The organism is Brevundimonas sp. P2_A6 (assembly GCF_056404975.1).
The window spans coordinates 647,963-671,216 of sequence record NZ_JBFUCZ010000001.1; the positions used below are offsets into that span (position 1 = coordinate 647,963).

Annotated in this window: 16 protein-coding genes; 6 read left to right on the forward strand and 10 right to left on the reverse strand. The window is 67.7% G+C overall.

Features of this window, described 5'->3' with window-relative positions:
- The first annotated feature begins 29 nt into the window (after positions 1–29).
- Positions 30–1,421, forward strand: coding sequence for an Nramp family divalent metal transporter (locus AC1DW4_RS03330; protein ID WP_477015810.1), 1,392 nt, complete (start codon positions 30–32; stop codon positions 1,419–1,421).
- On the opposite strand, the gene AC1DW4_RS03335 is transcribed toward AC1DW4_RS03330, so the two are convergent.
- A complete protein-coding gene (locus AC1DW4_RS03335; protein ID WP_477015811.1) occupies positions 1,414–1,692 on the reverse strand; it encodes a DUF7957 family protein in 279 nt (92 codons plus the stop codon). The two genes, AC1DW4_RS03330 and AC1DW4_RS03335, sit on opposite strands and share 8 nt — an antisense overlap.
- Complete coding sequence (locus tag AC1DW4_RS03340) at positions 1,689–2,168, reverse strand: hypothetical protein (protein ID WP_477015812.1); 480 nt, start codon at positions 2,166–2,168, stop codon at positions 1,689–1,691. The genes AC1DW4_RS03335 and AC1DW4_RS03340 overlap by 4 nt, the downstream gene beginning before the upstream one ends.
- Before the next feature lie 132 nt (positions 2,169–2,300).
- On the opposite strand from AC1DW4_RS03340, the gene AC1DW4_RS03345 reads away from it, so the two are divergent.
- A complete protein-coding gene (locus AC1DW4_RS03345) occupies positions 2,301–3,746 on the forward strand; it encodes an amidase (RefSeq protein WP_477015813.1) in 1,446 nt (481 codons plus the stop codon).
- Positions 3,747–3,755: 9 nt separating this feature from the next.
- Here the strand turns inward: AC1DW4_RS03345 and AC1DW4_RS03350 are convergent, their stop codons facing one another.
- Genes AC1DW4_RS03350 through AC1DW4_RS03385 form a run of 8 tightly spaced genes read right to left on the reverse strand, consistent with a single transcriptional unit; the run spans position 3,756 to position 14,543 of the window.
- Positions 3,756–5,579, reverse strand: a complete 1,824-nt coding sequence (locus AC1DW4_RS03350) for a hypothetical protein (RefSeq protein WP_477015814.1) — start codon at positions 5,577–5,579, stop codon at positions 3,756–3,758.
- Positions 5,576–7,747 (reverse strand): DUF4175 family protein, encoded by a 2,172-nt coding sequence (locus AC1DW4_RS03355; protein ID WP_477015815.1) that lies wholly within the window; start codon positions 7,745–7,747, stop codon positions 5,576–5,578. The genes AC1DW4_RS03350 and AC1DW4_RS03355 overlap by 4 nt, the downstream gene beginning before the upstream one ends.
- Complete coding sequence (locus AC1DW4_RS03360) at positions 7,744–8,898, reverse strand: BatA domain-containing protein (RefSeq protein ID WP_477015816.1); 1,155 nt, start codon at positions 8,896–8,898, stop codon at positions 7,744–7,746. Before AC1DW4_RS03360 ends, AC1DW4_RS03355 begins: the two co-directional genes overlap by 4 nt.
- Entirely contained in the window at positions 8,895–9,782 is an 888-nt protein-coding gene (locus AC1DW4_RS03365) for a DUF58 domain-containing protein (protein WP_477015817.1), read from the reverse strand. Before AC1DW4_RS03365 ends, AC1DW4_RS03360 begins: the two co-directional genes overlap by 4 nt.
- An 8-nt stretch (positions 9,783–9,790) precedes the next feature.
- A complete protein-coding gene (locus AC1DW4_RS03370) occupies positions 9,791–10,789 on the reverse strand; it encodes an AAA family ATPase (protein WP_477015818.1) in 999 nt (332 codons plus the stop codon).
- Positions 10,790–10,817: 28 nt separating this feature from the next.
- Positions 10,818–11,540 (reverse strand): DUF4159 domain-containing protein, encoded by a 723-nt coding sequence (locus AC1DW4_RS03375; RefSeq protein WP_477015819.1) that lies wholly within the window; start codon positions 11,538–11,540, stop codon positions 10,818–10,820.
- A 14-nt stretch (positions 11,541–11,554) separates the two neighbouring features.
- On the reverse strand, positions 11,555–12,886 hold the full coding sequence (locus AC1DW4_RS03380; protein WP_477015820.1) for a TldD/PmbA family protein: 1,332 nt from the start codon (positions 12,884–12,886) through the stop codon (positions 11,555–11,557).
- Positions 12,887–12,908: 22 nt separating this feature from the next.
- On the reverse strand, positions 12,909–14,543 hold the full coding sequence (locus AC1DW4_RS03385) for a TldD/PmbA family protein (RefSeq protein ID WP_477015821.1): 1,635 nt from the start codon (positions 14,541–14,543) through the stop codon (positions 12,909–12,911).
- 389 nt (positions 14,544–14,932) lie between these two features.
- On the opposite strand from AC1DW4_RS03385, the gene AC1DW4_RS03390 reads away from it, so the two are divergent.
- From AC1DW4_RS03390 to AC1DW4_RS03405, 4 genes are all read left to right on the forward strand, one after another.
- Positions 14,933–15,994 carry a LacI family DNA-binding transcriptional regulator gene (locus tag AC1DW4_RS03390; protein ID WP_477015822.1) on the forward strand — a complete coding sequence of 354 codons (1,062 nt, stop codon included), beginning with the start codon at positions 14,933–14,935 and terminating at the stop codon, positions 15,992–15,994.
- Positions 15,995–16,284: 290 nt separating this feature from the next.
- Positions 16,285–18,777 carry a glycoside hydrolase family 3 protein gene (locus AC1DW4_RS03395; RefSeq protein ID WP_477016207.1) on the forward strand — a complete coding sequence of 831 codons (2,493 nt, stop codon included), beginning with the start codon at positions 16,285–16,287 and terminating at the stop codon, positions 18,775–18,777.
- Between the two features lie 48 nt (positions 18,778–18,825).
- Positions 18,826–20,088, forward strand: coding sequence for an MFS transporter (locus AC1DW4_RS03400; protein WP_477015823.1), 1,263 nt, complete (start codon positions 18,826–18,828; stop codon positions 20,086–20,088).
- A gap of 189 nt (positions 20,089–20,277) precedes the next feature.
- The gene (locus AC1DW4_RS03405) at positions 20,278–23,211 is read left to right on the forward strand and encodes a TonB-dependent receptor (protein ID WP_477015824.1); all 2,934 of its coding nucleotides are present in this window, start codon (positions 20,278–20,280) and stop codon (positions 23,209–23,211) included.
- The last annotated feature ends 43 nt before the right edge of the window (positions 23,212–23,254 follow it).

Below are 23,254 nucleotides of genomic sequence, written 5' to 3' on the forward strand. Positions count from 1 at the left end.
CCAAGCTGAATTCCATTCCCGGAGCCCGCGTGCCGACAGAAGCCGATCTCGACCGATCCCTTCCCGAGGTGCACCGTTCCATCGGAGTCTGGACCGAGGGCGAGGTGGCGCGTCCCTGGTGGCGGCGGATGCTGGCCTTCGGCGGGCCGGGGTTCCTGGTGGCGGTCGGCTATATGGATCCAGGCAACTGGGGCACCGATCTGGCGGGAGGCAGCCAGTTTGGGTACGCCCTGTTGTGGGTGATCCTGGCGTCAAACCTGATGGCCATGTTCCTGCAGGTCCTGTGCGCGCGACTGGGTCTGGTGACCGGTCAGGACCTGGCCCAGGCGTGTCGGGACAACTTTTCGAGACCCACATCGGTCGCCCTTTGGTTCCTGTGCGAGATCGCCATCATCGCCTGTGACCTGGCCGAACTGGTTGGGGCGGCGGTGGCGCTGAACCTGCTGTTCGGCATCCCGCTGGTCTGGGGCGTGGTCATCACCGGGTTCGACGTGATCCTGTTGCTGATGCTGATGAACCTGGGCTTCCGGTGGATGGAGGCGATCATCATCGCCCTGGTCGCCACGATCGCGGCCTGTTTCGCCTGGTCGATCTTCCTGGCCCAACCGGACTGGGTGGCGGTCGCGAGGGGGACGCTGATGCCCAGCCTGCCGGGAGGCGGCGCGCTGCTGATCTCGCTGGGGATCCTGGGCGCGACGGTGATGCCGCATAATCTGTATCTGCATTCCTCGATCGTGCAGACGCGCCGGCACGGGCGAGGGGCCGCCGACCTGAAGGCCGCGATCGGGCACAATACCTTCGACACCATCTTCGCCCTGGGCTGTGCCTTCTTCGTCAACGCCGCGATCCTGGTGCTGGCGGCGGCGGTATTCTTCAAGGCGGGAATCGTCGTCGACGACCTGCGGCAGGCGCACGAGCTTTTGACGCCCGCCCTGGGTGGAGCGGCGGCGACGCTGTTCGCGACCGCGCTGCTCGCCTCGGGCCAGTCGTCCACGATCACCGGCACCCTGGCGGGCCAGATCGTCATGGAGGGGTTCCTGAAGATCCGCATCAAGCCCTGGGTCAGACGGATCATCACCCGATCGATTGCCATCGTTCCGGCGCTGGTGATCGTGTCGGCGACGGGCGGGCGGGACACGGTGCAGCTGCTGGTGATCTCGCAGGTCGTGTTGTCGATGCAGCTGCCGTTCGCTATCTTTCCGCTGATGATGCTGACGTCGTCCAAGGCGCGGATGGGGAGGTTCGCCAATCCGGTGCCGGTTCAGATCGCCGGCTATGCGATCTGCGCCGTCATCGCGGCCCTGAACATCTATCTGTTGTGGAGCACGATCGGACCGATCTGGCTGGGGCTGATCGTGGCGGTGATGGTGGCGTTCGTCCTGTGGGTCCGGTTCGGGTACAGGACACCCCGGCCTATTTGACGAAGGCGGCGTTCAGAACCGCACCGGTATCCGGATCGATGCAGACGCGAAGACCCTGCCAGGTGTCGGCGATCACGCCGGTGGCGTCATGTTCGAGCGAAATGAAGGCATCGGCGGCATCGCTCTGGGGCGGGCGGGCGGTCCAGAGGCGGCGATCGCGACGCAGGCGGACGATCGTGCCGCGATCCGTCTGGCAGGCCGAGAAACCGTAAAGCACCAGACGGTCGCCACCGGGCAGGTCGAAGGCGGCGGCTTCGTGCGCGCGGTTCATGGCAGGGGAATCGGGTTGGAGAAGCTCTCTGGCGGGATCAGTTCCAGCAACTGGACCTGCCGTCCGCCGCCGGGCTGGTCGAAGGCGGGGGCGGCGGTGCCGACTTTCATCAGGGTGCCTGCCGGCACGGTGACGATCGAATAGACCTCGGCCGTGTTCTGGGGCGGCAGGGCCATGCTTTCCCTGACCGACTGGCGCGATGCGGGGGGCGTCGGCGACAGCCAGGCGCCCAGCTTGTTCGCTCCGCCCCCATAGGCCCGGTAGAAGGTCATGACCCGGTCGGTGCGGACCTCTTCCACCGGTCCGATCCAGGCCTCTATCATGACGACGGCGGGCGGCGTCACGACGACGGGCGCGGTCGGCGTGGCGCAGGCGGCGAGGCCCAGCGTCAGGGTCATCGAGACCAGAGCCAGGGGCGCTGTCAGCCAGCGCGACATCGCCGCGCGCCAGCCCGCGCGATCGTTTTGGTTCTGCATGATCCCCTCCGCTCCCTAAAGCGACGCTACACCGCTGGGAGGGGCTGGCAAGGGTGCGGCAAGCTGACCTGTTCAGGACCCGGACGGTCGGGCTAGGGTCGCGTCAGGCGCGATGGGCGCAGGGGATGCATCATGTTCGGAACGAAGATCGTGTGGGCCATTTCGGCCTCGGTGCTGGCACTGTCCGTGGCGAGCGGGGCGGCGGCACAGAGCTGGGGTTCGGCGGCGGCGGCGCGGGACGAGGCGACCGCCAACAGCGTGATCCTGTGGAACCCGGCCGTCGGCCAGGTCGAATGGACGCCCGCAGACGGTATCGCGGGCATGCCGATCCTGCTGAAGGACAATATCGAGACGCGCGACATGCCCACGACGGCCGGGTCGCTGGCGCTGGCCGACAACGCGCCGGGCCGCGACGCGCCGCTGGTGGCACGGCTGCGGGACGCGGGCGCGGTGATCCTGGGCAAGACCAACCTGTCGGAGTGGGCCAATATCCGGTCCAGCGCCTCCATCTCGGGCTGGAGCGCGGTGGGTGGACAGACGCGCAATCCCTATGACTTCGAGCGGACCCCGTGCGGGTCTTCGGCCGGGTCGGCGGCGGCCGTGGCTATCGGCCTGGCCCCGGCAGCGATCGGGTCGGAGACGGACGGATCGATCACCTGTCCCGCCTCGGTCAATGGCGTGGTCGGCTTCAAGCCCACCGTCGGAATGGTGTCGCGCACCCATATCGTCCCGATCAGCCATTCGCAGGACACAGCGGGTCCGATCGCCATGGACGTCGCGACAGCGGCGACGGTGCTGACGGCCATCGCGGGCTCCGACCCGGCAGACCCGGCGACGGCCGAGGCGGATGCGCACAGGACCGACTTCCGTGCCGCACTGGACGCCGGATCGTTGAAGGGCGCGCGTCTGGGGGTGCTCCGGTATCTGGTCGGCAGCTATTCGGCCGAGGCGCAGGCGACGTTCGAGCAGGCGCTGGTCGCGCTGCGCGAACAGGGGGCCGAGCTGGTGGAGATCACGACGGCGCCGGATACTTCGGGCGTGGGCGCGGGCGAGCTGATGACCCTGATGACCGAGCTGAAGGCGGATCTGAACGCCTATCTGGCCTCCACCGACCCGCAGCAGGTGCCCAGCCGGACGCTGGCGGACCTGATCGCCTTCAACAACGCAGAGCCGCGCGAGACCGTGCTGTTCGGCCAGGAGCTGTTCATCACGGCCGAGGCGACCAAGGGGCTGGACGACCCGGCCTATCTGGAAGCGCGGGCGACCGCATTGCGTCAGGCGGGGCCGGAGGGCATCGACCGGATGATGGCCGACAACGCGGTCGTGGCGCTGATCGCGCCCAGCACCTCGCGCGCCTGGACCAACGACCCCAACGACGATGACCGGGGCCAGGGGTCGGCCAGCCGACTGCCGGCGGTGGCGGGCTATCCGCACCTGACCGTGCCGATGGGCCTGGACCGGGGCATGCCGATCGGGCTGAGCTTCATCGGCGGCAAGTGGGACGACGCCAAGATCCTGTCGCTGGGCTATGCCTATGAGCAGAACACGCCCCGGCCGCCGCGCCCGCCGATGCCGTAAGGCCGGGGGTCAGCGCTGAAAGCGTCGCGCCCAGACGGGCAGGGTGACGGTGCGGTTGCGCTCCAGCCACCAGAGACCGGTCAGGACGATCAGCAGCGCGATGAACCAGGGCCAGGGTGAGCCCTCGGCCCGGATCGGAGCCGCCGCCGCCGCCGGGCCTTCGGCTGCGTGCGTCAGGGCCAGGGTGGCGGATCGATTGGCGGCGACGACCAAAGACGGTGCCGCATCGGCCGGCTGGACGAAGATGTTGGTCTCGCGCCCTTGCCCGTCGCGCACCAGGTGCCAGCCGCTGCGCTGGGGCCAGACGCCGGCGCAGGCCTGATCGCCGGTGGCCGGATCGATGCGAAGCGGCTGCTCCACGGCATCGGGCCCGATCACGCTGGCCGCGCCGACCAGCCCGCAGACGGCGAAGCGGGTGCCCGCGCGCGGGATCTCCGATACGGTCGTCCGGCTGGCGTCGCCCACGCGGGCGAGGTCACTGAACAGCGCGCTCCACAGCTCGCCATAGCGGTCGGAGCGACCGGTCAGGACCAGGGCATAGCTGTCGGTGACGGTCCACACGCCGACCCGGCCACGACCCCGCGACCGCCAGCTGGCCAGGGGGACGCCTTCGGGATCTCGGATCAGAGTGATGGCGTCGCCGCCGGTGGCGGCGGTGTCGAGGCGGCCGAGCTCGGGTAGGACATCGGGCCTGGGTGCTGCGGGTCCCGGAGCGCCGGTGGCATCCGTGGGGGGATCGAGCTGGAGCGGCAAGACCTCTCCACTGCCGGTCAGCGACAGGCCAAGGTTGGCCCAGTCCCGCCGCGTCGCGGCCGAAAGCGTGCCCGTCGGCCTGAGCAGCAGGCCCATGCCGCGATCGACGGCCCCCGCCAGGGCCGCGTGGCCGCCCGCGCCGAGGCCTTCCCAGCGGCGGTCGTCGATGACGATCAGATCGACGGCGTTGAGCGTCGTCGCGTTCAGGGCCAGGGGCGCGTCCCCCAGCTGGATACCGGCGCCGAGGTCGATATCGATCCCGAGATCGATCCCGGCGTTCTGTGCCCAGCGCTGGAGGTATTTGGTTTCGGGCCCCGGCGCACCGGCCAGGACGCCGACACGGGGCGGGGTCTGTGGCAGGGTCTCGACCGGAATGGCGATCCGCTCGATCAGCCTTCCCGTCGCATCGCGCAGCCGCAGATCAAACAGGGCCAGGCCGGGCGCGCGGGTGCTGGCCATCAGGACGAAGCGCTGATTGGCGACCACGCGGGCACGATCCACGACGGCGTCGGCGGGATCGACGAGCTCGACCGTGCCTGAAGCCAGCGTGCCGACCTGTCCGCCGATCTGGACGGACGCTCCCGGGGCGGCGGGCGCGGGAGGGGTCAGGTCGATCAGGCCGTTGGGGATCGGCGGCGCATCGAAAACGACGGGCAAGGGCAGGGGCGACTGATCGCGCGGGACGAGGCCGCTGCCCTCGATGCGAAGGCGGCTGGCCGAGGCGTGGCGTCGCAGGGCGGTGGCGAGGTCCGGGACGCGCTGCGCCCCTGCGACCTCGCCCGCTTCCGGCAGGGCCACGAGCACGTCGCCGTGCGTCGTCGCAATCGTCGCGGGCGATCCGGCGGTGGCGACGATCAGGGTGCCCGAGCGCAGCACGGCGGCGGGTGGAAACAGGGTGAACCAGAGGAGCGCCGCCGCGACGACCTGAAGTCCGGCGAGGCTCAGCAGCCGCCAGCGCGGTGCCTTATCCGCTTGCAAGGCCGCGCGTTGCCACAGCCAGAGGCGTGCCAGACCCGCCGCCACCGCGACGAGCAGGATCAGCGCGACCCACAGGCGGACATCGACCGGCCCCGCCGTCATCGCAGGGAGTCCAGATAGCGCTGGCCGCGCGCGCCGGGGGCCTCTCGCCGGCGGACGACGACAGGCGGTCGGTCCAGCGCGCTCCACAACAGGGCCCGCAGGCGTCGGCGGCAATCGAGGCAGCCAGGCTCGTTGCGGACCGTGTCGATGGCGGCCCCCAAGGCCAGGGGATCGGCCAGCCGGCCCCGGTTCTCGCGCACCCAGCGATCCAGTGCCCCCAGGGCCAGAGCGGGCGTGCGTCCAGGCGTCGGCCGTTCGTCCAGGGCGCGCCAGGCATCGGCGACGACGGTGTCGGCGGGGGTGCTGACGGGCGGTGGCTGATCCTCCGCCACGATGTCGTCGCGCTTGCCGGTCAGGCGGCGGGACAGGTCGATCGGGGGCAGGTCGGTGCCGGTGCGGCGAAGGAAGATACGCGTCGCCTGCTGTGCCTGTTTCAACAGTTCCAGGGCGACGTTGGCGAAGGGCAGCGCCTCCTCGGGGCGACCCTGACGCAGGGCGCGTTCCGAGCTGAACATCGCGTCCAGCATCTGGGCCAGGGTCGAGCGTGTCCCCGGGTCGAAAAGGGTGGCCGCGTCACCCTCGTCGTGGGCGTGGCCGAACTCGTGCAGCACGTCCTCTTCGTGGCCGATACCGGTCGGGGCCGTGTCGCCCTCCTGATGGCCGTCGTGGTCGGGATGGTCGTCGGGGCGCGCGAAGCCAGGGGCCGAGGGCGCGTCGCTGGTCGGCAAGGCGGGCGCGGACGGGGCGTCGTTGGTGGGCAGGGCGATGCCGCCGGTAGAGCCGCCCGCCTCGTTCTCTCCACCCATGAACTGGCCGTAGCGGTTGCGCAGCCGGGCCTGATCGTTGCCGATGGCGTTGGAGCGATCGGCGAAGCGGGCCGGGTCCAGCCGTGGCCGTTCGGCGATGAGGGCCTCCATGTCGATGATGATCTGGCGCTGACTTGCCAGGTAGACGGGCAGGACGGGCGCGGCCATGCCGTCCAGGCCGTCGGCCAGACCCAGGGTCGTCGGCCAGCGCAGGATCACGCTGGGGCCCTCGACGACGTGACGGTCGGGGCTGCGATTGTCGCTGACGACCAGCTGCACGATCAGGTCGCTGCCGGGGGCCATGCCTTCGCGGGCGAGATCGAGGGTGCTGGAGAAGCGGCGTCGGCGGGCCTCGCCGGTGCCGCTCAGCGACGTGGATCGCTGCTCGAAGGTGATATTCTCGCCGTCGCCCTTGGTCACGGTGATCTTGAGCGTCGCGGTCTGGAGCACGCCGTAGTCGTCGCTGACCTCGAACACTGGGGTCCAGCGCGCCTGGCCCGGGGTGACGAGCAGCAGCTGGCGATCCGGCTCGATCAGCTGGACCACGGGGTCGGCGTCGGCGATGGCGTCGAGGCGGTGCAGGCGCTGGCGAGACAGGTCAGGGGCAGCGATGCGATAAAGGGTGGGACGGTCGATCAGGCGCGCGCCGGTCCACTGAGTGCCGTCGCGCAGCAAAGGCGTCGCGGCCCCTTCAGGGGCGTCGATGCTGGCCGTGGCGGGCTGAGGAGTGAAACCCACGGCCCACTCGACGCGGGAACCTTCGGGCACGCTGGCGTCAAGGGCCGTCTGCTCGCGGGCGGGCAAGCCGGTGTATGCGGGAGGCGTGATCCGCAGACGCACTCCGGTGATGGTGGGGACACCGGCGGCGCCGGCCGTGGACTGGTCTTCGGTCGTGGATCCGACGGTCGGGTCCGAGGCCGGCCAGACCAGGATGGCCGTGGTCACGACAACGGCAGCGGCCCAGCTGGCGGCGATCGGACGGCGGGACCAGGCGGGGCGCAGATCCACCGCGCGTGCCTCGTCGACGCGGCCTTCGATGCGCGCGCGCTGCAGGCCGATCAGACCGGGCAGATCATGGGGGTCGCGGAACAGCAGGGCCGAGCTGTCCTCGAACCTGGGCAGACGGGCGTCCAGCGCGCCGATCAGCCAGTCCCGGTCAAGTCGCCGGGCGCGGGCCACGGCGAGGGCCGTCAGGGCGCACAGGCCGGCCAGAGCCAGGACGGCGAGACCCGCGAGGCCTGACACTCGCCAGCCGAGCACCGACATCACCAGGACGGCGGGCAGGCCGATGGCCAGGGTGTCGGCCACGGCGCGCCACTGGGCGTCGCGCTGGCGGTCCAGGAGGATGGGCGCGGCGGTCATGGCTGAGCCGCCCTCTGCCGACGGGTCGCCATCCATCGCTCGGCGGCGAAGGCGGCGGCGATCAGCAAGGTCAGCCACGGCCGCAGATCGAGCGGCGGTTGCTCGTACGGGGTTGCGCCCGTCAAGGGGACGTAAGCGGAGGCCGCGACTCGGGCCGGGGCGGGGGCCGGGCGCAGCATGGACAGCAGGGCATCCGGGAAGGACGCCTCGACCAGAGCCGGGATGGAGGCGGGTTCCAGCGGGCGGGTCAGGCGGACGACGCGGCCGCGACCCAAGGCCCCGGCGAGGGCGAGCGGGGCACCCGTTGGGTCGCGCCAGACCGGTGACGTTTCGCCCTCGACCGGGACGATGGTGTCGAGGGCGGTGAGGATTGTGCCCCCTTCGCGGACCCAGGTCACGATCCGGTCGGGAATGGCGCCGGGAGCCAGCCAGACGAGGGCGCGACGGCTTCGTCCGATCGGTCGATCAATCGTGGCGGCTTCGAAATCCGGCTGGGCGTCGGCAGGTGTCCACGCGGTGGCGGCGGCGCGGAAATAGCGAACGCCTTCCTGACTCTCGGGTGAGTAACGGACGGACAGGGCAAGCGGCGGGATCCGTGCCGGGCGGCGGGCTGTGCGTGCCTCCGGCCCGATGCGCCAGTCGACTCGGCGCGAAAGCCGGGGCCGTTCGGCATCGACGCCGTCCAGGGTGGCGGGCACGACGATGGCCAGGGGCGTCCGGGGCGACAGCTCCGCGTCTAGCTGGCGCATCAGACTGGCGACGTTCGGACCAGCGCGCGGGGCTGGGCCCCCGACGGCGGGGAAGCCGGGGGCCAGCCAGACGCGGCGGTCATCACCATCCGTCAGCGAGGCGAGCGTGGCGGCATCCACACCGGGCGCGACAGCCACGACGGGTCGGGTGTCCTCTACGTTCCACACCACGGGCTTCGCCAGCCAGAGCGCCAGCAGGGTCAGCAGCAGGATGCGCATCGCCAGCAGCCAGCGCTCGTCCACGGTCACGCTGCGTCGCGGGTTGGGCCGGGCATCGAGCCAACGCAGGGCGGCGAAGTCGATGGTCCGGTTCTCGGTCCGTCGGGCGATATGGATGACGATGGGAATGGCCAGCGCGAGCAGGGCCAGCAGACCGACGGGGGTCACAAGCGCCGGGTTCATGCGCGGCCCGCGCTTCGGAACAGGGTGCGGATCGGGGTGTCGGCGCTCTCGTCGGCGAAATGTTCGGCGTGGCGGATGCCGCCCGCCTCCAGCCGGGCCGACAGCGCGGCGCGGGCGGCGGCGAAGCGGGTGATGAAGTCCTGGCGCAAGGCGCGGCCGTCACCGACGACCTCCTGGCCCGTCTCGGGGTCGTGAAAGCGGTAGCCCTGGGCGAACGGAAAGTCGCGCTCGTCGGCGGTCAGCACCTGGAACAGGGCGACATCGCGACCGGAGGCGGCGAGGCGTTCGGCGGTGGCGATGCAGCCCTCGTCGAAGCCATCGCTGACGATCAGGATCAGGTCGTTCCGTCCCATCTGTTCGCCGAAGACCGAGACGTCGCGATCCCACCGGGCGATGCCGCCGGGCTGGATCGGAGCCAGGGTCAGCAGCAGCCGGTCGCGGTGACGCCCGCCGCCCCCGGGCGCGATCACGATGGGGCCATCGGCCGCCTCCACGATCAGGCCGAAGCGGTCGCCCTGATACAGGGCGATCTCGATCAGGCTGGCGACCAGACGGCGCGCGGCGTCGAAGCGGGACCAGTCGGGGCGGGCCAGGTCGGCCTGGCTCATCGAGGCGCTGGCGTCGAGGACGAACCAGATCGCGATCGGGCTTTCGCGCTCGGCATCGCGGACGAAGAATTTGTCGGACCGGGCGTACAGCTTCCAGTCGATGCCGCGCAGGTCGTCGCCGCGCTCGTAGGCCCGGTACTGGGCGAACTCCAGGCCACCGCCCCGATTGCGGCTGTCGTGCGTCCCTGCGCTGGCCAGGGCCGCCGCGCGACGCGGCATGATCGACAGGGCGCGCAGCCGCGTCCGCAGTTCGGGAGGGAGGTCGAGCGGCGACATGGCCGGCGTCAGTCCGGCCGGGGCGGGGGCAGGGCGGTCAGCAGGGCGGCTACGACGTCATCCGCCGTCTTGCGCTCAGCCTCGGCGGCGAAGGACAGCAGGATGCGGTGGCGCAGGACGGGCGCGGCCAGGGCGATCACGTCCTCTCGCGTCGCGGCGAGGCGGCCGTTCAACAGTGCGCGGGCCTTGGCCGCCAGCACCAGGGCCTGCCCCGCGCGGGGTCCGGCACCCCAACGGACGTAGTCCTGAATGGCCTTGGGCGCATCGGGCGAGGGGCGAGTGGCGCGGACCAGCGAGGTGATCCAGGTCAGCAGGGCCTCGCTGACATGGACCTGACGCACCCAGCCCTGCAGGGCGACGACATCGGCCCCCGTCATGACCTGGGGCACCGCACCGCCGGCACCGCCGGTCGTCTGGACGAGGATGGCGCGTTCCTCATCCGCAGTCGGATAGCCGACGCGGATGTTCAGCAGGAACCGGTCCAGCTGAGCCTCGGGCAGGGGATAGGTGCCCGCCTGTTCCAGCGGGTTCTGGGTTGCGAGCACGAAGAAAGGTTCGTTCAGCCGGTGGGTCACCCCGGCATAGCTGACGGTGTGTTCCTGCATGGCCTCCAGCAGGGCGGCCTGGGTCTTGGGCGGGGTGCGGTTCAGTTCGTCCGCGAGGAACAGGTTGGTGAAGACCGGACCGGGCTGGAAGCGGAACGACCGGTGACCGGTCCCGTGATCCTCCTCCAGCACCTCGGTGCCCAGGATGTCGGAGGGCATCAGGTCGGGGGTGAACTGGACACGGCGGAACTCCAGCGCGAGCGCCTGGCCCAGGGTGCGGACCAGAAGCGTCTTGCCCAGGCCCGGCACGCCCTCGATCAGGCAGTGACCGCCGGCCAGCAGACCGATCAGCAGCTGCTCGACCACCTCGGTCTGGCCGACGATGGCCTGGCCGATGGCGGCCTTGAGCTTGCCGAGTTCGCCAAGGCGGGCGTCGATCTCTGATTGGGTCGGGGTGGTCATGAGGGCTCCGGGGAGGAGGAGAGGCGGGTCATGCGGTCAAGGCGTAGATGACGATGTTGACCGCGAACTTGGTGTTGTCTTCGGCGAGGAAACGCTTGTTGCGCCAGTCGTAATCCCACTCGCAGCCATAGTCCTTGTTGGAATAGAGCAGACCCAGGCGGCCATCGATCTGGATCCCCTTCAGATAGTCGTGAATCAGGTCGTCGCCCCAGCCATTCAGCTCGAAGCTGGTCGGCGGTGGTCCGTCCTCGAAGCGGAAAAAGCTGCGATAGATGCCGTGGTCGTCGGGCAGTTTCTTCAGGGCGTCCTCGCCGAAGATCGAACGCATCTGGCGCTCGAACGACGTGGCGAACAGGCCGTCGATGTCGTGGTTGCAGTCGTCGACGAAGACGAAGCCGCCGTTCCGGACATAGCGTTCGAAGTTCCTGGCCTCGGCCGCGTTGAACTCCACCAGTTTGTGACCCGCCAGATAGCAGAAGGGGGCCGTCAACATGGCGGGGTCGGCCAGGTCGATGACCCGCTCCTCCGGATCGACGCGCAGGTTGGTGTAGTCGACCAGGGACGTCAGCAGGTTGGCGGGCATCCGTTGATCCACGTCCCAGTCGCCGGAATCGTAGCGCAGGCGCGTGAACCAGAAGTCGTAGGTGGCCTGGGCGCGGGCGGTGCGAGGCAGTCCGGAAAGCACGGCACCAAGCCCACCGCCGAGCAGCAGCTTCAGGCAATCGGCGCGTGTCAGACTCGAACTCGACACGCGCCTGACCTGAATCAGACCGCGTCGGACAGCGACGTGAAGGTGAAGTCGCGCAGGCGCATCGGCGGGATCATCATGGTGCCACCTTCATCGGCCTTGACCCGGACCGAACGGCCCAGTTCGTCGATGTTGTTCAGCATGATGACGGGCGACTCGTTGAAGCGGAAGTTCTTCAGCGGATATTTCAGCTCGCCATTCTCGATGTAGAAGGTGCCGTCGCGGGTCAGCCCGGTCAGCAACACCGTCTGGGGGTCCACCATGCGGATGTACCAGGTGCGGGTGACCAGCACGCCGCGCTCGGTCTCGCGCACCAGCTCGGACGTCGACTTGGTGCCGCCTTCCATGATGACGTTGCCGGGCGATGCCTGCTGCGGCACGCCCTGCTTGTCCGCCCAGTAGCGGGAGTAGCGAAGGCTACGCACGACCCCGTTCTCGACGATATTGACCCGGCTGCGCGGCAGGCCATCGCCGTCCCAGGGCAGGGCAGGGGACTCGGCAAAGGTGGGGTCGGAATAGACGTTGACGCGCGGATCAAAGACTTGCTCGCCGATCTTGTTGCCGCCCCCCGCCTTGGACAGGAAGCTGCGGCCTTCATCCGCCGAGCGGGCGTCGAAGAAGCCGAACATGACCGACAGCAACCCCGCCGCTGCGGCGGGTTCCAGGATGACGGTGTACTTGCCGGGTTCGAGCGCCTGAGCATCGGCCGATGCGCTGGCCTTGCGCATGGCGATCTGGATCTCGTTGTCGACGTTGAAGCGGCTGGCGTCCTGAAGATTGCGGCCCACCCAGCCCGAGCCACGGCCATCGGCGGTCCGCACCGTGCAGGTGTAATCCATGTCGGTCGAGCGCTGGTAGCCGAAGGCACCCTTCGAGTTCGCCCAGGCGGTAAAGCTCTGGCTGTCGGCCAGGAAGCCGGCGGCGATGAGGTTCTGGCCCTTGCAGGGCTCGATCGAGGCGCGCGCGATCTCGGCCCGGTTCTCGGGGGTGATGGCGGCTGTGGGGGCGCTGAAGGTGTTGGTGGCCTGATAGGTCTGGGGACCCACGGCGGGCATGAACTCGGGGTTCTCAGGAGCCAGCTTGGCCAGGTCCTCGGCGCGCTTGACGACCCGCGCCAGGGCGTCGTCGGAGAACTCGTTGATCGAGGCCGAACCGACGCGCTTTCCGAACGCGACCTGCACGCCCAGGTCGGTGTTGGTGATGACCCCGCTGGTGGAGACGTTGTTCAGGGCGAAGCGGATGTTGCCTTCGATGCTGCCGTCCAGCTGGGCCGTGCATTCGTCGGCGGTCGACAGTGCGATCACCTTGTCGAGGATCGTCTTGGCCTCGGCTTCCGTCATGATGCTCATCTGAGTTTTCCCCTAAAGCCGATCAGCCGAGCGAACGGGCGGTGTTGATGACGTTGATCTTGTCGAAGCGGGAGGACGACGATCCGTGGCTGACCGCCGAGACCTGGCTGGGCTGGCCCTTGCCGTCGAAGAACGAACCGAACATGCGGTAGTCGCTCTGGTCGCAGATGGCCGAGCAGGCGTTCCAGAACTCGGGCGTGCGCATCTGGTAGGCCACGTCCTCCAGCGGCCGGGTGACCTCGCCGTTCTTGATCTCGTAAAACAGGGTGCCGCCGAACTGGGCGTTGTAGCGCTGCTGGTCGATCGAGAAGGACCCGCGACCCAGGATGTAGATGCCGTTCTCGACGTTCGAGATCATGTCCTTGCGGGTCATGGGCTGGGTGCCGGGCTTCAGCGAGATGTTGGCCATGCGCTGGAACTGAACCGTCGACCAGCTGTCGGCGTAGGAACAGCCGTCAGAGGCGGTCTTGCCCAGGATGTGGGCCTGATCGCGGGTCGCCTGGTAATCGACCAGCTTGCCGTCCTTGATCAGGTCCCAGGACTTGGTCTTGACGCCCTCGTCATCGTATTCGACCGCCCCCAGGCTGCCGGGCTGGACCTTGTCGGCGACGATGTTGACGATGTCGGAGCCGTATTGGAAATGCGCCTCGCGCTTGTCGAGGGTGGCGAAACTGGTGCCGGCGTAGTTGGCCTCATAGCCCAGCACCCGATCGAGCTCGAGCGGGTGGCCGACCGATTCGTGGATGGTCAGGCCCAGATGGTCGGGGTCCAGAACCAGGTCGTACTGTCCCGGCTCGACCGACTTGGCGGTCAGCTTTTCCCTGGCCTGGCGCGCGGCGGCGATCGCGTCTTCCTTCATGTCGTAGGACATGCCGTAGCTGATCACGCCCGGAGCGGACTCCAGCTTGTCCTCCGCCCGGCCGTCCAGATATTCGTAGCCCAGACCCATGGGCGCCGAGAGGCCCTGGCGCGAGCGGAACTTGCCGGTGGTCTGATCGATGACCGTCACGCCCAGGGGGGCCCAGATGCGGTGGACGTCCTGGTCGATGTAGGAGCCGTCCGAGCTGGCGAAATACTTCTGCTCGTTGACCAGGAACAGCTGCGAGTTGACGAAGCTGGCGCCTGCTTCCATCGCCGCGGCGTTGACGCCCAGCAGCAGTTCCACCTTCTCCTCGATCGGCACTTCCATGGCGTTGCGGCGGATCGGTGTGCGCCAGCTGACCTCGCCGACGCCGGGTGTGGGGGCCAGCTGGACCGGCTGGGTCTGGTTCTTGGCATTGGCCTTGGCGATGGCGGTGGCCAGACGGGCGGCGTCGGCGACGGCCTCTGGCGTCATGTCGTTGGTGGCGGCAAAGCCCCAGGCCCCGTCGGCGATGACGCGCACGCCCGTGCCGGTCGATTCCGTGTTGACGATGTTCTGGACGTTGGCTTCGCGAGTGATGACGAACTGGCGCAGATAGCGGCCGACGCGCACATCGCAGTAGCTGGCTCCGGCCGCCGACGCGGCGCTCAGACCGGCGTCGGCCAGTCGCTTCTTGACCGCGACATCGATGGTCTCGACCAGCTGCGAGGCGGCGATGGCCCGGCCCGCGAACCCGGGCAGCAACAGCCCCCCGGCGCCGATGCCGCAGGCTGCGAGGAACGAACGTCTATCCAAGGCTTTCTCTCCACCGACAATGCGCCCCCGCGGACGACGAGCAAGGCAGGCGACCGGGCTGGACGAAGGCCAAGCGAGGTCACGAAGCGGCCATCTTTGACGCCCGATCACGGCGCGTCAAACGGGTGAATCATTAAACTCATGACAGGTTGGAGGCGCGTCTTGCGAGCGCGGCCTGAGGGCCGAGTGCCCGAAAGCATGGCTGAAGGCCGTATCTGATAAAAAGCTGGGACGACCGCGCTCCGCATCGAAATTGCGAATCCGCGTGGCCAGGCCTGGACCTGTCGAGCCGATCAAAGGCTTGGCTTCCACAGCGGTTGATCCGACGGAAACAAGATGCCACAGCGGCTGGCACCGCCCGAGGGGACGGACACGAGCGGGTGTGGCCAATGGCAGGATCGACAATCTACGACGTTGCCGCCGCAGCCGGCGTGTCGATCAAGTCCGTTTCCAGGGTCCTGAACGGCGAGCCCAACGTCAGCGATGCGCTGCGAACCAAGGTGGGCAAGGCGGTGGAGGATCTGGGCTATCGTCGCAGCCTGTCCGCCCGAGGTCTGGCCGGATCGTCATCATCCGTGATTGCGGCCCTTGTCGATGCCGGCATGACGATCGAGCATTGGCGCAGCGGCAGCGGCAACGACTATCTGAGCCGCCTGGAGCTTGGCGTGCTGATGGAGCTGCGTCAGGTCGACTACCACCTGATGGTTGAGCTGGTGGACTACGCGTCTCCTCACCTTCGGCGCGACCTGTCTGCCCTGCTGTCCTCGATCCGCCCGGAAGGCGTGCTTCTGACGCCGCCGAATTCCGATCATCCGCTGGTGCTGGACATCCTGGATGAACACGGGATCAGCTATGCCCGCATCGGCGCGAAACATGATCTCGAGCGCGGCGTGCTTGTGTCCATGGACGAGCGGCAGGCCGCGCAGGACATGACCGAGCATCTGATAAATCTGGGCCATCGGCGGATTGGTTTCATCGGGGGGCCAGCGGCCTATGCCGCCAGCGGACTGAGGCGCGACGGATTTCTGGCCGCGATGAAGGCGCACGATCTGGAGGTGTTGCCTGCGGCCGTAACGGAAGGCGACTTCACCTTTTCGGCCGGGATCTCAGGTATCGCCCGCCTGCTGGATGCGGTGCCTGACGTGACCGCGGTTTTCGGCGCATCCGACGACATGGCCCTGGGCGCGATCAAGGGGGCTGTCGCACGAGGTCTGCGGGTTCCAGACGACCTTTCGGTGGCCGGCTTCGACGATTCCCCCAGCGCGATGTTCAGCACCCCTGCCTTGACGACGATCCGCCAACCCGTCGCGGAAATGGCCGCGGCAGCTGCGCAACGCCTCACGCCACCGCTCCGCATGCGCCTGGACGCCGCCCAGACGACAGGGCCGGTGGTGGTGCCCTATCGATTGATCGCGCGCGGATCGACCAGCGCTCCGACGGCCAAATCGTGATTTAAAGCGTCTTCACTTGACAGCGCTGTCAAGAGAGCCTTTCCTAGGTGCAGGAGAGCCGTCGAAAAGGGCCTCGGGAAACGTCGTCGAGAAGATTGCCAAATCCAATCCTCATCTGCGCCTCGCGCGCTGAGCTGCCGATTCCCGCCCGGATCGACCGACCATTCGGTCATTTCTCCTGAAGCAACTCCTGAACGACCTTTCGCCGCGGCCTGACGGTCGCGGCGAACCTTTCCAGAGACCGCGTGCGAGGACGATTCATGCGCAGAGCCGCATCCTTACTGGCCCTCATGACCGTCGTCCCGGCCCTGTATTCAGGCATCGCCTCAGCACAGAGCGTTTTCGCCGGTTCGGAGGCCTCTCAAGTCCCCGAGGCCGCCCGTGCGCATCCTGACCTCTGGCCTCATTCGGCCTCGCCCGCCGCGCTGACCGATCCCCAGACGGAAGCGTTCATCGACGCTTTGTTGGCGCGAATGACGCTCGAGGAAAAGGTCGGCCAGACGATCCAGGCCGATATTTCGTCGATCACGCCGGACCAACTGGCCCGATATCCGCTGGGGTCGATCCTGGCGGGCGGCAACTCGTCGCCGGGGGGCAACGAGCGGGCGGGAGCTCAGGCCTGGGTCGATCTGGCCAGAGCCTTTCGCGTCGCCGCCGCCGCTCGGCCCGGAGCCCATGTGCCGTTGATCTACGGCATCGACGCGGTGCACGGGCACAACAATATCGTCGGGGCGACGATCTTCCCCCACAATATCGGGCTGGGCGCGGCGCGCGACCCCGATCTGATCCGCCGCATCGGAGAGGTCACCGCGCTGGAAGTGGCGGTCACGGGGGCCGACTGGACTTTCGGGCCGACCCTGGCGGTGCCACGCGACGATCGCTGGGGGCGCAGCTACGAAGGCTATGCCGAGGACCCCGAAGTCCAACGGGCCTATGCCGGTCCGATGACCCTTGGCCTCCAAGGGGAGTTACGGCCAGGCCAGCCTTTGATGCCCGGCCATATCGCGGGCGCGGCCAAGCATTTCCTGGCGGACGGCGGCACTGCCGCCGGGGTCGACCAAGGCGATTATCAGGGCAGCGAGCAGGACTTGATCGACATACACCTGGGCGGCTACTCGGCGGCGATCGACGCGGGTGTCCTGTCCGTGATGGCCAGCTTCTCCAGTTGGAACGGGCTGAAGCTATCGGGCAACCAGACCATTCTTACCGACGTCCTGCGCGGGCCCCTGGGATTCCAGGGCTTCGTCGTCTCTGACTGGAATGCCCATGGACAGCTGCCGGGCTGTTCGAACGAAAGTTGCCCCCTGGCCATCAATGCCGGCATCGACATGCTGATGGCCCCCGACAGCTGGAGGGCGCTTTACGAGAACACCCTGATCCAAGCGCGCGCGGGCGAGATCCCTATGGTCCGACTGGACGAGGCCGTGCGCCGCATTCTGCGGGTCAAGGTCAAGGCCGGCCTGTTTAGCGACGCGCGGCCGGTCGAAGGCAATCTGGCCCTTCTGGGCGCACCAGGGCACCGCGCCCTCGCGCGTGAAGCGGTGCGCAAATCGCTTGTTCTGCTGAAAAACGAAGGATCGGTCCTGCCCATTCGGGCCGGTGCCAGGGTCCTGGTCGCGGGCACGGCCGATGACATCGGTCAGGCCGCTGGAGGCTGGACCCTGACCTGGCAGGGGACCGGCAATACCAATGCGGACTTTCCCACGGGCCAATCGATCTGGGCCGGGCTGGAGGCAGCCGTCACCGAAGCCGGTGGTTCAGCCGAGCTGAGCCCGGACGGATCCTATCAGGCGCGCCCGGACGTCGCCGTCGTCGTCTTCGGCGAAACGCCCTATGCGGAATTCCAGGGCGATCTGGAAACGCTCGATTTCCAGCCGACCGGCCCGCTGCAGATACTGAGACGGCTGAAGGCCGCAGGCATTCCCACCGTGTCGGTCTTCCTGTCCGGACGTCCGCTGTGGACCAATCCCGAGATCAACGCGTCGGACGCCTTTGTCGCGGCTTGGCTGCCTGGGACCGAAGGCGGGGGCGTCGCCGATGTGCTCTTGGGCGACGCCGAAGGCCACCCCCGGAACGATTTTGTCGGCAAGCTGTCATTCAGCTGGCCGAGGGATGCGGCCGGCGCACCGCTGAACCGGGGCGAGCCGGGTTATGATCCCCAGTTCCCCTATGGCTATGGACTGACCTATGCCCACGGCGGGTCGGTGCCGGTCCTGTCGGAAGACAGCAAAGTCGTGGCCCCGGGGGGGGCGATCGATCGCTATCTGGTCGATGGACGGATTGCGCCGCCCTGGAGCCTCGGTCTGCGAGACGCTGGCGGCGAGACCCGATCCAGCGACGGACGGACGGGAGCCAGCCCGAGGGGGCTGCTGACGGTTCTGCCTGTCGACGATCTGGCCCAGGAGAGCGGACGCCAACTGACGTTCGCGGGCGGGGGCGAGGCGATCGCCGCCATCAGTGGGCCACCTGTCGATCTGTCGCGTCAGAGCAACGGCGAGCTGACGCTCTCCTTCCGCTATCGCGTCGATGCGGCTCCGGTCGGTCCCGTGGGATTGTCGGTCGGGCAGGGGCGGGTGGAGCTCGGCGAAATACTGAGGGATGCCCCCATCGGTGCCTGGCAGACGATCCGTGTCCGCCTTTCCTGTTTCCGCGCGGCGGGGACCGATGTCGGCGCGGTCGATACGCCCTTCGCGCTGTCGTCGGCGACCCGGATGACGGTGTCGGTTGCCGAGATCGAACTGGCCTCGCACGATAATATCGCGGTGTGCCCGGTCGGCGGATGAGGGGTGGTTGCGCGCGGGGGCGGCGACCCTGACGATGCGGCGTGATCGTTGCGCTTCCGGATCCGCCTGCCCATGCCGAACCAGCCGTCGAATGCATCGATCAATCCGGGGGCATCCGTACCCCGGTCCACGCTCCTTGCGCTGACCCTGGCGCAGACCGCGATATTCGTCGCGTTCGTCCCGCTGTTGAACTTTCTGCTGCCGTTGAAGGCCGACGAGATCGCGACCGGGGACCGGGTCGTTCTGCTCAGTCAGGCGGCCCTGTGGGGCGGTCTGGCCGGCGGTCTGGCCAACCTGGCCTTCGGAACGGCCAGCGATTCGACCCAGAGCCGATTGGGACGACGGCGCGCGTGGATCGCCCTCGGTCTGGTTTTGACGCTCATCGCCTACGGAGTCATCGGCAGTGCGCGGACCGGCGGCGGACTGATCCTGGGGGTGGTGCTGTTTCAGATCGGCCTGAACGCCATGTTCGGCCCTCTTGTGGCGCTGCTGCCCGATCTGGTCCCGGATCGTCAGAAGGGGCTGGCCTCCGCCCTGCTGGGAACCGCCCAACCGATCGCCACTCTGTTCACCGCCTTCGTCATCGCCATGCTGCTGCACGGAATGACGGTGCGCCTGATCGTAATAGGCGCGGTCGTGGCCTTGCTGGTCCTGCCCTTGTTGGTGGGTGTTCGCGAGACCCGTCGCGAGACAGGGACCTCCGTCCGGTTTTCGATCGAAGCCCTGTTCGCCCGAGATTTCCAGATTGCCTTTGTGTCGCGACTGCTGGTTCAGGTCGCCGTGGCCCTGAACGGGCTCTACCTCCTGTTCTACGTCCAGCAGTCCCGCCCGCTTGTGGAGCGGTTCGGCGCCGGGAGCGACACGGTGTTCGGATGGCTGCTGGCCGCATGGACGCTGACATCTCTCTGCGCCGGCGTCGTGGGTGGGGTCTGGTCCGACCGGGTCGGGCGGCGCAGGGTATTCGTGGTCGCGAGTGGGTGTCTGCTCGCCGCAGGCCTGGTCACGATGTCCGTCTTTCCGGCCTGGCCGGGGCCTTTGCTCGGTCAGGGGCTGATGGGGGCGGGGCTGGGCCTCTATGCCACCGTCGATATCGCGCTGGTGGCGCAAATATTACCTCGACCTGAACATGCGGGCCGGGACCTCGGCCTGATCAATCTTGCAAACATTCTGCCCCAGATCGTGGCCCCCGCGCTGGGACTGGCCATCTTCCAGATGGAAAAGACCTCTGGTTTTCCAGCGCTTTATCTCATCGCGGCCTTGTTCGCTCTCACGGGCGGAAGTGTGATCGGGATGGTGCGGGGTGTCCGCTGACCACCGCCACAAAACTTCTGCGAAGGCGATTGACAGCGCTGTCTTTATGAGGCCTTTTAAGGTCACCGGCGAACGAATGACCGGATCAATCTTGGGAAGAAGCGCCAAGCGCGCTGTGCGGCTCCACCTGCGATTCATCCTCTTGCGAGGCTGATTCCGCATGGCGCGATCCGTAAGGGGAGGGACACCATGAGACATCACACCCACAGCATTCGCGCGCTGCTGATGACGGCGGCATCCGCCGGCGTAATGCTTGCGGCTGCACCGGCTTCTGCCCAGGATGCCGTGCCTCAGGAAGAAACCGCGGTCGACGAAATCATCGTCACTGGGTTTCGGGCTTCGCTCGCCGACGCGCTGAATGCCAAGCGCGATTCCAACCTCATCATCGAGTCGATCACGGCCGAGGACATCGGCAAGTTTCCAGACCAGAATATCGCCGAGTCCCTTCAGCGTCTGGCCGGTATCCAGATCGACCGCGAAAACGGGCAGGGGACCAAGGTGCGCATTCGCGGCCTGGATCAGAACGTCACCTTGCTGAACGGCGACATCTTCGTCACCGGGCTGGAGATCTTCCGCATCGGCGAGGGGAACATCCGTCAGGACAGCTCGCTGGAAGGCATTCCGTCAGAGCTGATCGGCGGCGTCGATGTCTACAAGTCGCCAGACGCCTCGCTGCTCGAAGGGGGGCTGGGCGGCATCATCGATCTGCAGACGCGCGGGGCTCGCTCCATTCGGGGCGACAACCTGATCGCGGGCGACGTGCGTGGCACGGTGAACGGCGACAGCGGCAACTGGAATCCGACCGGCTCGCTGGTGGTGGGCCACAGGTTCGGCGACCGCTTCGCTCTGCTCGGCACCGTGTCGTACGATCGGAGCGACATCTACACCGAGGCCCTGGGCGGTGAGAACCGGGGGGGCTGGGCCTATCTGGCGCGGCCCGTCGCAGGCGGCGGCACGCGCAATGTCTGGTCGCCTGAATATCGCTACGCCACGGTCCGTGACCAGGAACGCGAGCGCATCGGCTATTCGCTGAACGCCGACTTCCAGGTCAATGACGACCTGACCCTGACGGCCGACTGGTTCCATTCGGATCTCTCCATCCTGACCAGCGAGGCGTCGATCAAGTTCCCGTTCGCCAACGAGAACGCCACCTACGCCGCGTCCAACCTGACCATCGGCGACAACGATGTGCTGGAGTCGGGGACCATCACGGCCAACTCGGCCGAGGCCATCTCCTTCGTTCAGAACGCGGAGGCGAACACCGATAACTTCCAGGTCGCGGCGACCTGGGACAACGGCGGGCAGCTAAGGGCTACCGCTCGCGCCGCCTATTCGAAGGGTGACTATGAAAGCACCAGCGGCAACAACGATGTCCGCTATACACAATACACGGTGCGCAACGGAACGGCCGCCGGCCTGACCCCGAACGCGACGGCCCCGGCGACCTTCACCTACAGCTACCGGAACGGTGACAATCCGACCTTCACCCCGGCGAACCCCGCGCAGTTCACGACGCCGAGCTCGGTCTTCGCCAAGTCCCACTGGGTGTTCGGAGAGAACACGGAAATCGAGAACACCTCTGTTCGGACCGACTTCGAATATTCGCCGGACTATGCCGACAGCCTGACGATCAGTTTCGGGGCGCGTTATGCGGAACGGACCGTCGATTCCGAATACGGCCGCTATCTGGCCAGCTATGCCGGCAAGGGGGAACTGGATGCCCACGCTCTGGGTCTGGGGGACTGGACGCCGTTCGGCTACTTCCAGGACGGCGCGATCGGCTTCAAGTCATGCGAACTTCCGGTGGGAACGCCAGGACGACCCGTATGTTCGCCGGACGGCCGGTTCGGTGACAGTCCGGCCCTGATCACCCCTTATCAGACCGCCGCCTCGAACCCCGGTCGGTTCGAGACCCTGACCATCGGCGGCATCAACGCTCTGGTCCAGAATCGCAGCCAGATGTCCGACCCGGTGGCGTGGATCAGCGCGCTCTATCCCACGACGCCGTTCACCTTCTTCCGTGACCCGGTCGAGTCGTTCAAAGTTCAGGAAAAGACCACCTCGGGCTACGTCATGTTCGACGTGGGCCAGGAGGACGATCGCTTCCACCTGAACGCCGGCGCGCGCGTCATCAAGACCGAGCTGGGCATCGACTCCAGCCAGACACCGATCTCAGGGGCCTACTATTTCGGTACGGACAGCTGGAACGGCGTCCTGGCCAATCCGGTCGCGGTCACCACCCAGCGCGAATACACAGACGTCCTGCCGAGCGCGAGTGCGGTGCTGGACGTCAACGACACCGACAAGGTGCGTCTGTCGGCGGCCCGCGTCGTGTCCCGCCAGAACCTGTTCCAGCTGGGGCAGGGGTCGGCCTTCAACTTCACCCGCAGCTCGACGCCGGGACCGGATCTGAACCGGTTCATCTATACGAACGGCGAGGGCGGCAACACCGATCTGGATCCCTATCGCGCCTCCCAGTTCGACGCGGCCTACGAGCGCTATTTCGGCAGCCAGGGTCTGTTGTCGGCGGCCTTCTTCTACAAGAGCGTCGACAGCTTCATCCAGACCGACACCGTCTCGCGACGCGTGAACGACGGGTCGGTCGCGGGCTCGACCGTCGGAACCTTCCGCCAGCCGGTCAACGGCGACGGCGGCACGATCAAGGGCGTCGAGCTGGCCGCACAGTATGCCTTCGACAACGGCTTCGGCTTCAACGCCAACTACACCTACTCGGACTCCGAGAGCTCGAACTTCTCGGATTTCGAGACGAACCTGCCGATCCCCGGCGTGGCCAAGAACGCCTTCAACGTTCAGGGCTATTACGAGGGCCATGGCTTCGAGGCACGGCTGTCCTACGCCTGGCGCGACAAGAGCTACCAGGGGAACTTCGGCTTCGGGGCCGGGGCCGACGCGCACAATCTGTCGATCTGGGAGCGCGCCTACGGGCAGCTGGACGGTCAGATCGGATATGCCGTCACCGATGACATCAAGATCGTCGTGGAAGGCATCAATCTGACCGAGGAGTCCAGCGGGCGGTATCTCCAGTTCGAAAATCTGCCGTTCCGCTACGCCACCGGTGAGCGCCGGATCTCGATCGGCGCTCGCTTCACCCTGGGACGTTGAACCGTCGGGGCGGATGATGGACCCGTTCCATCGTCCGAGCCCC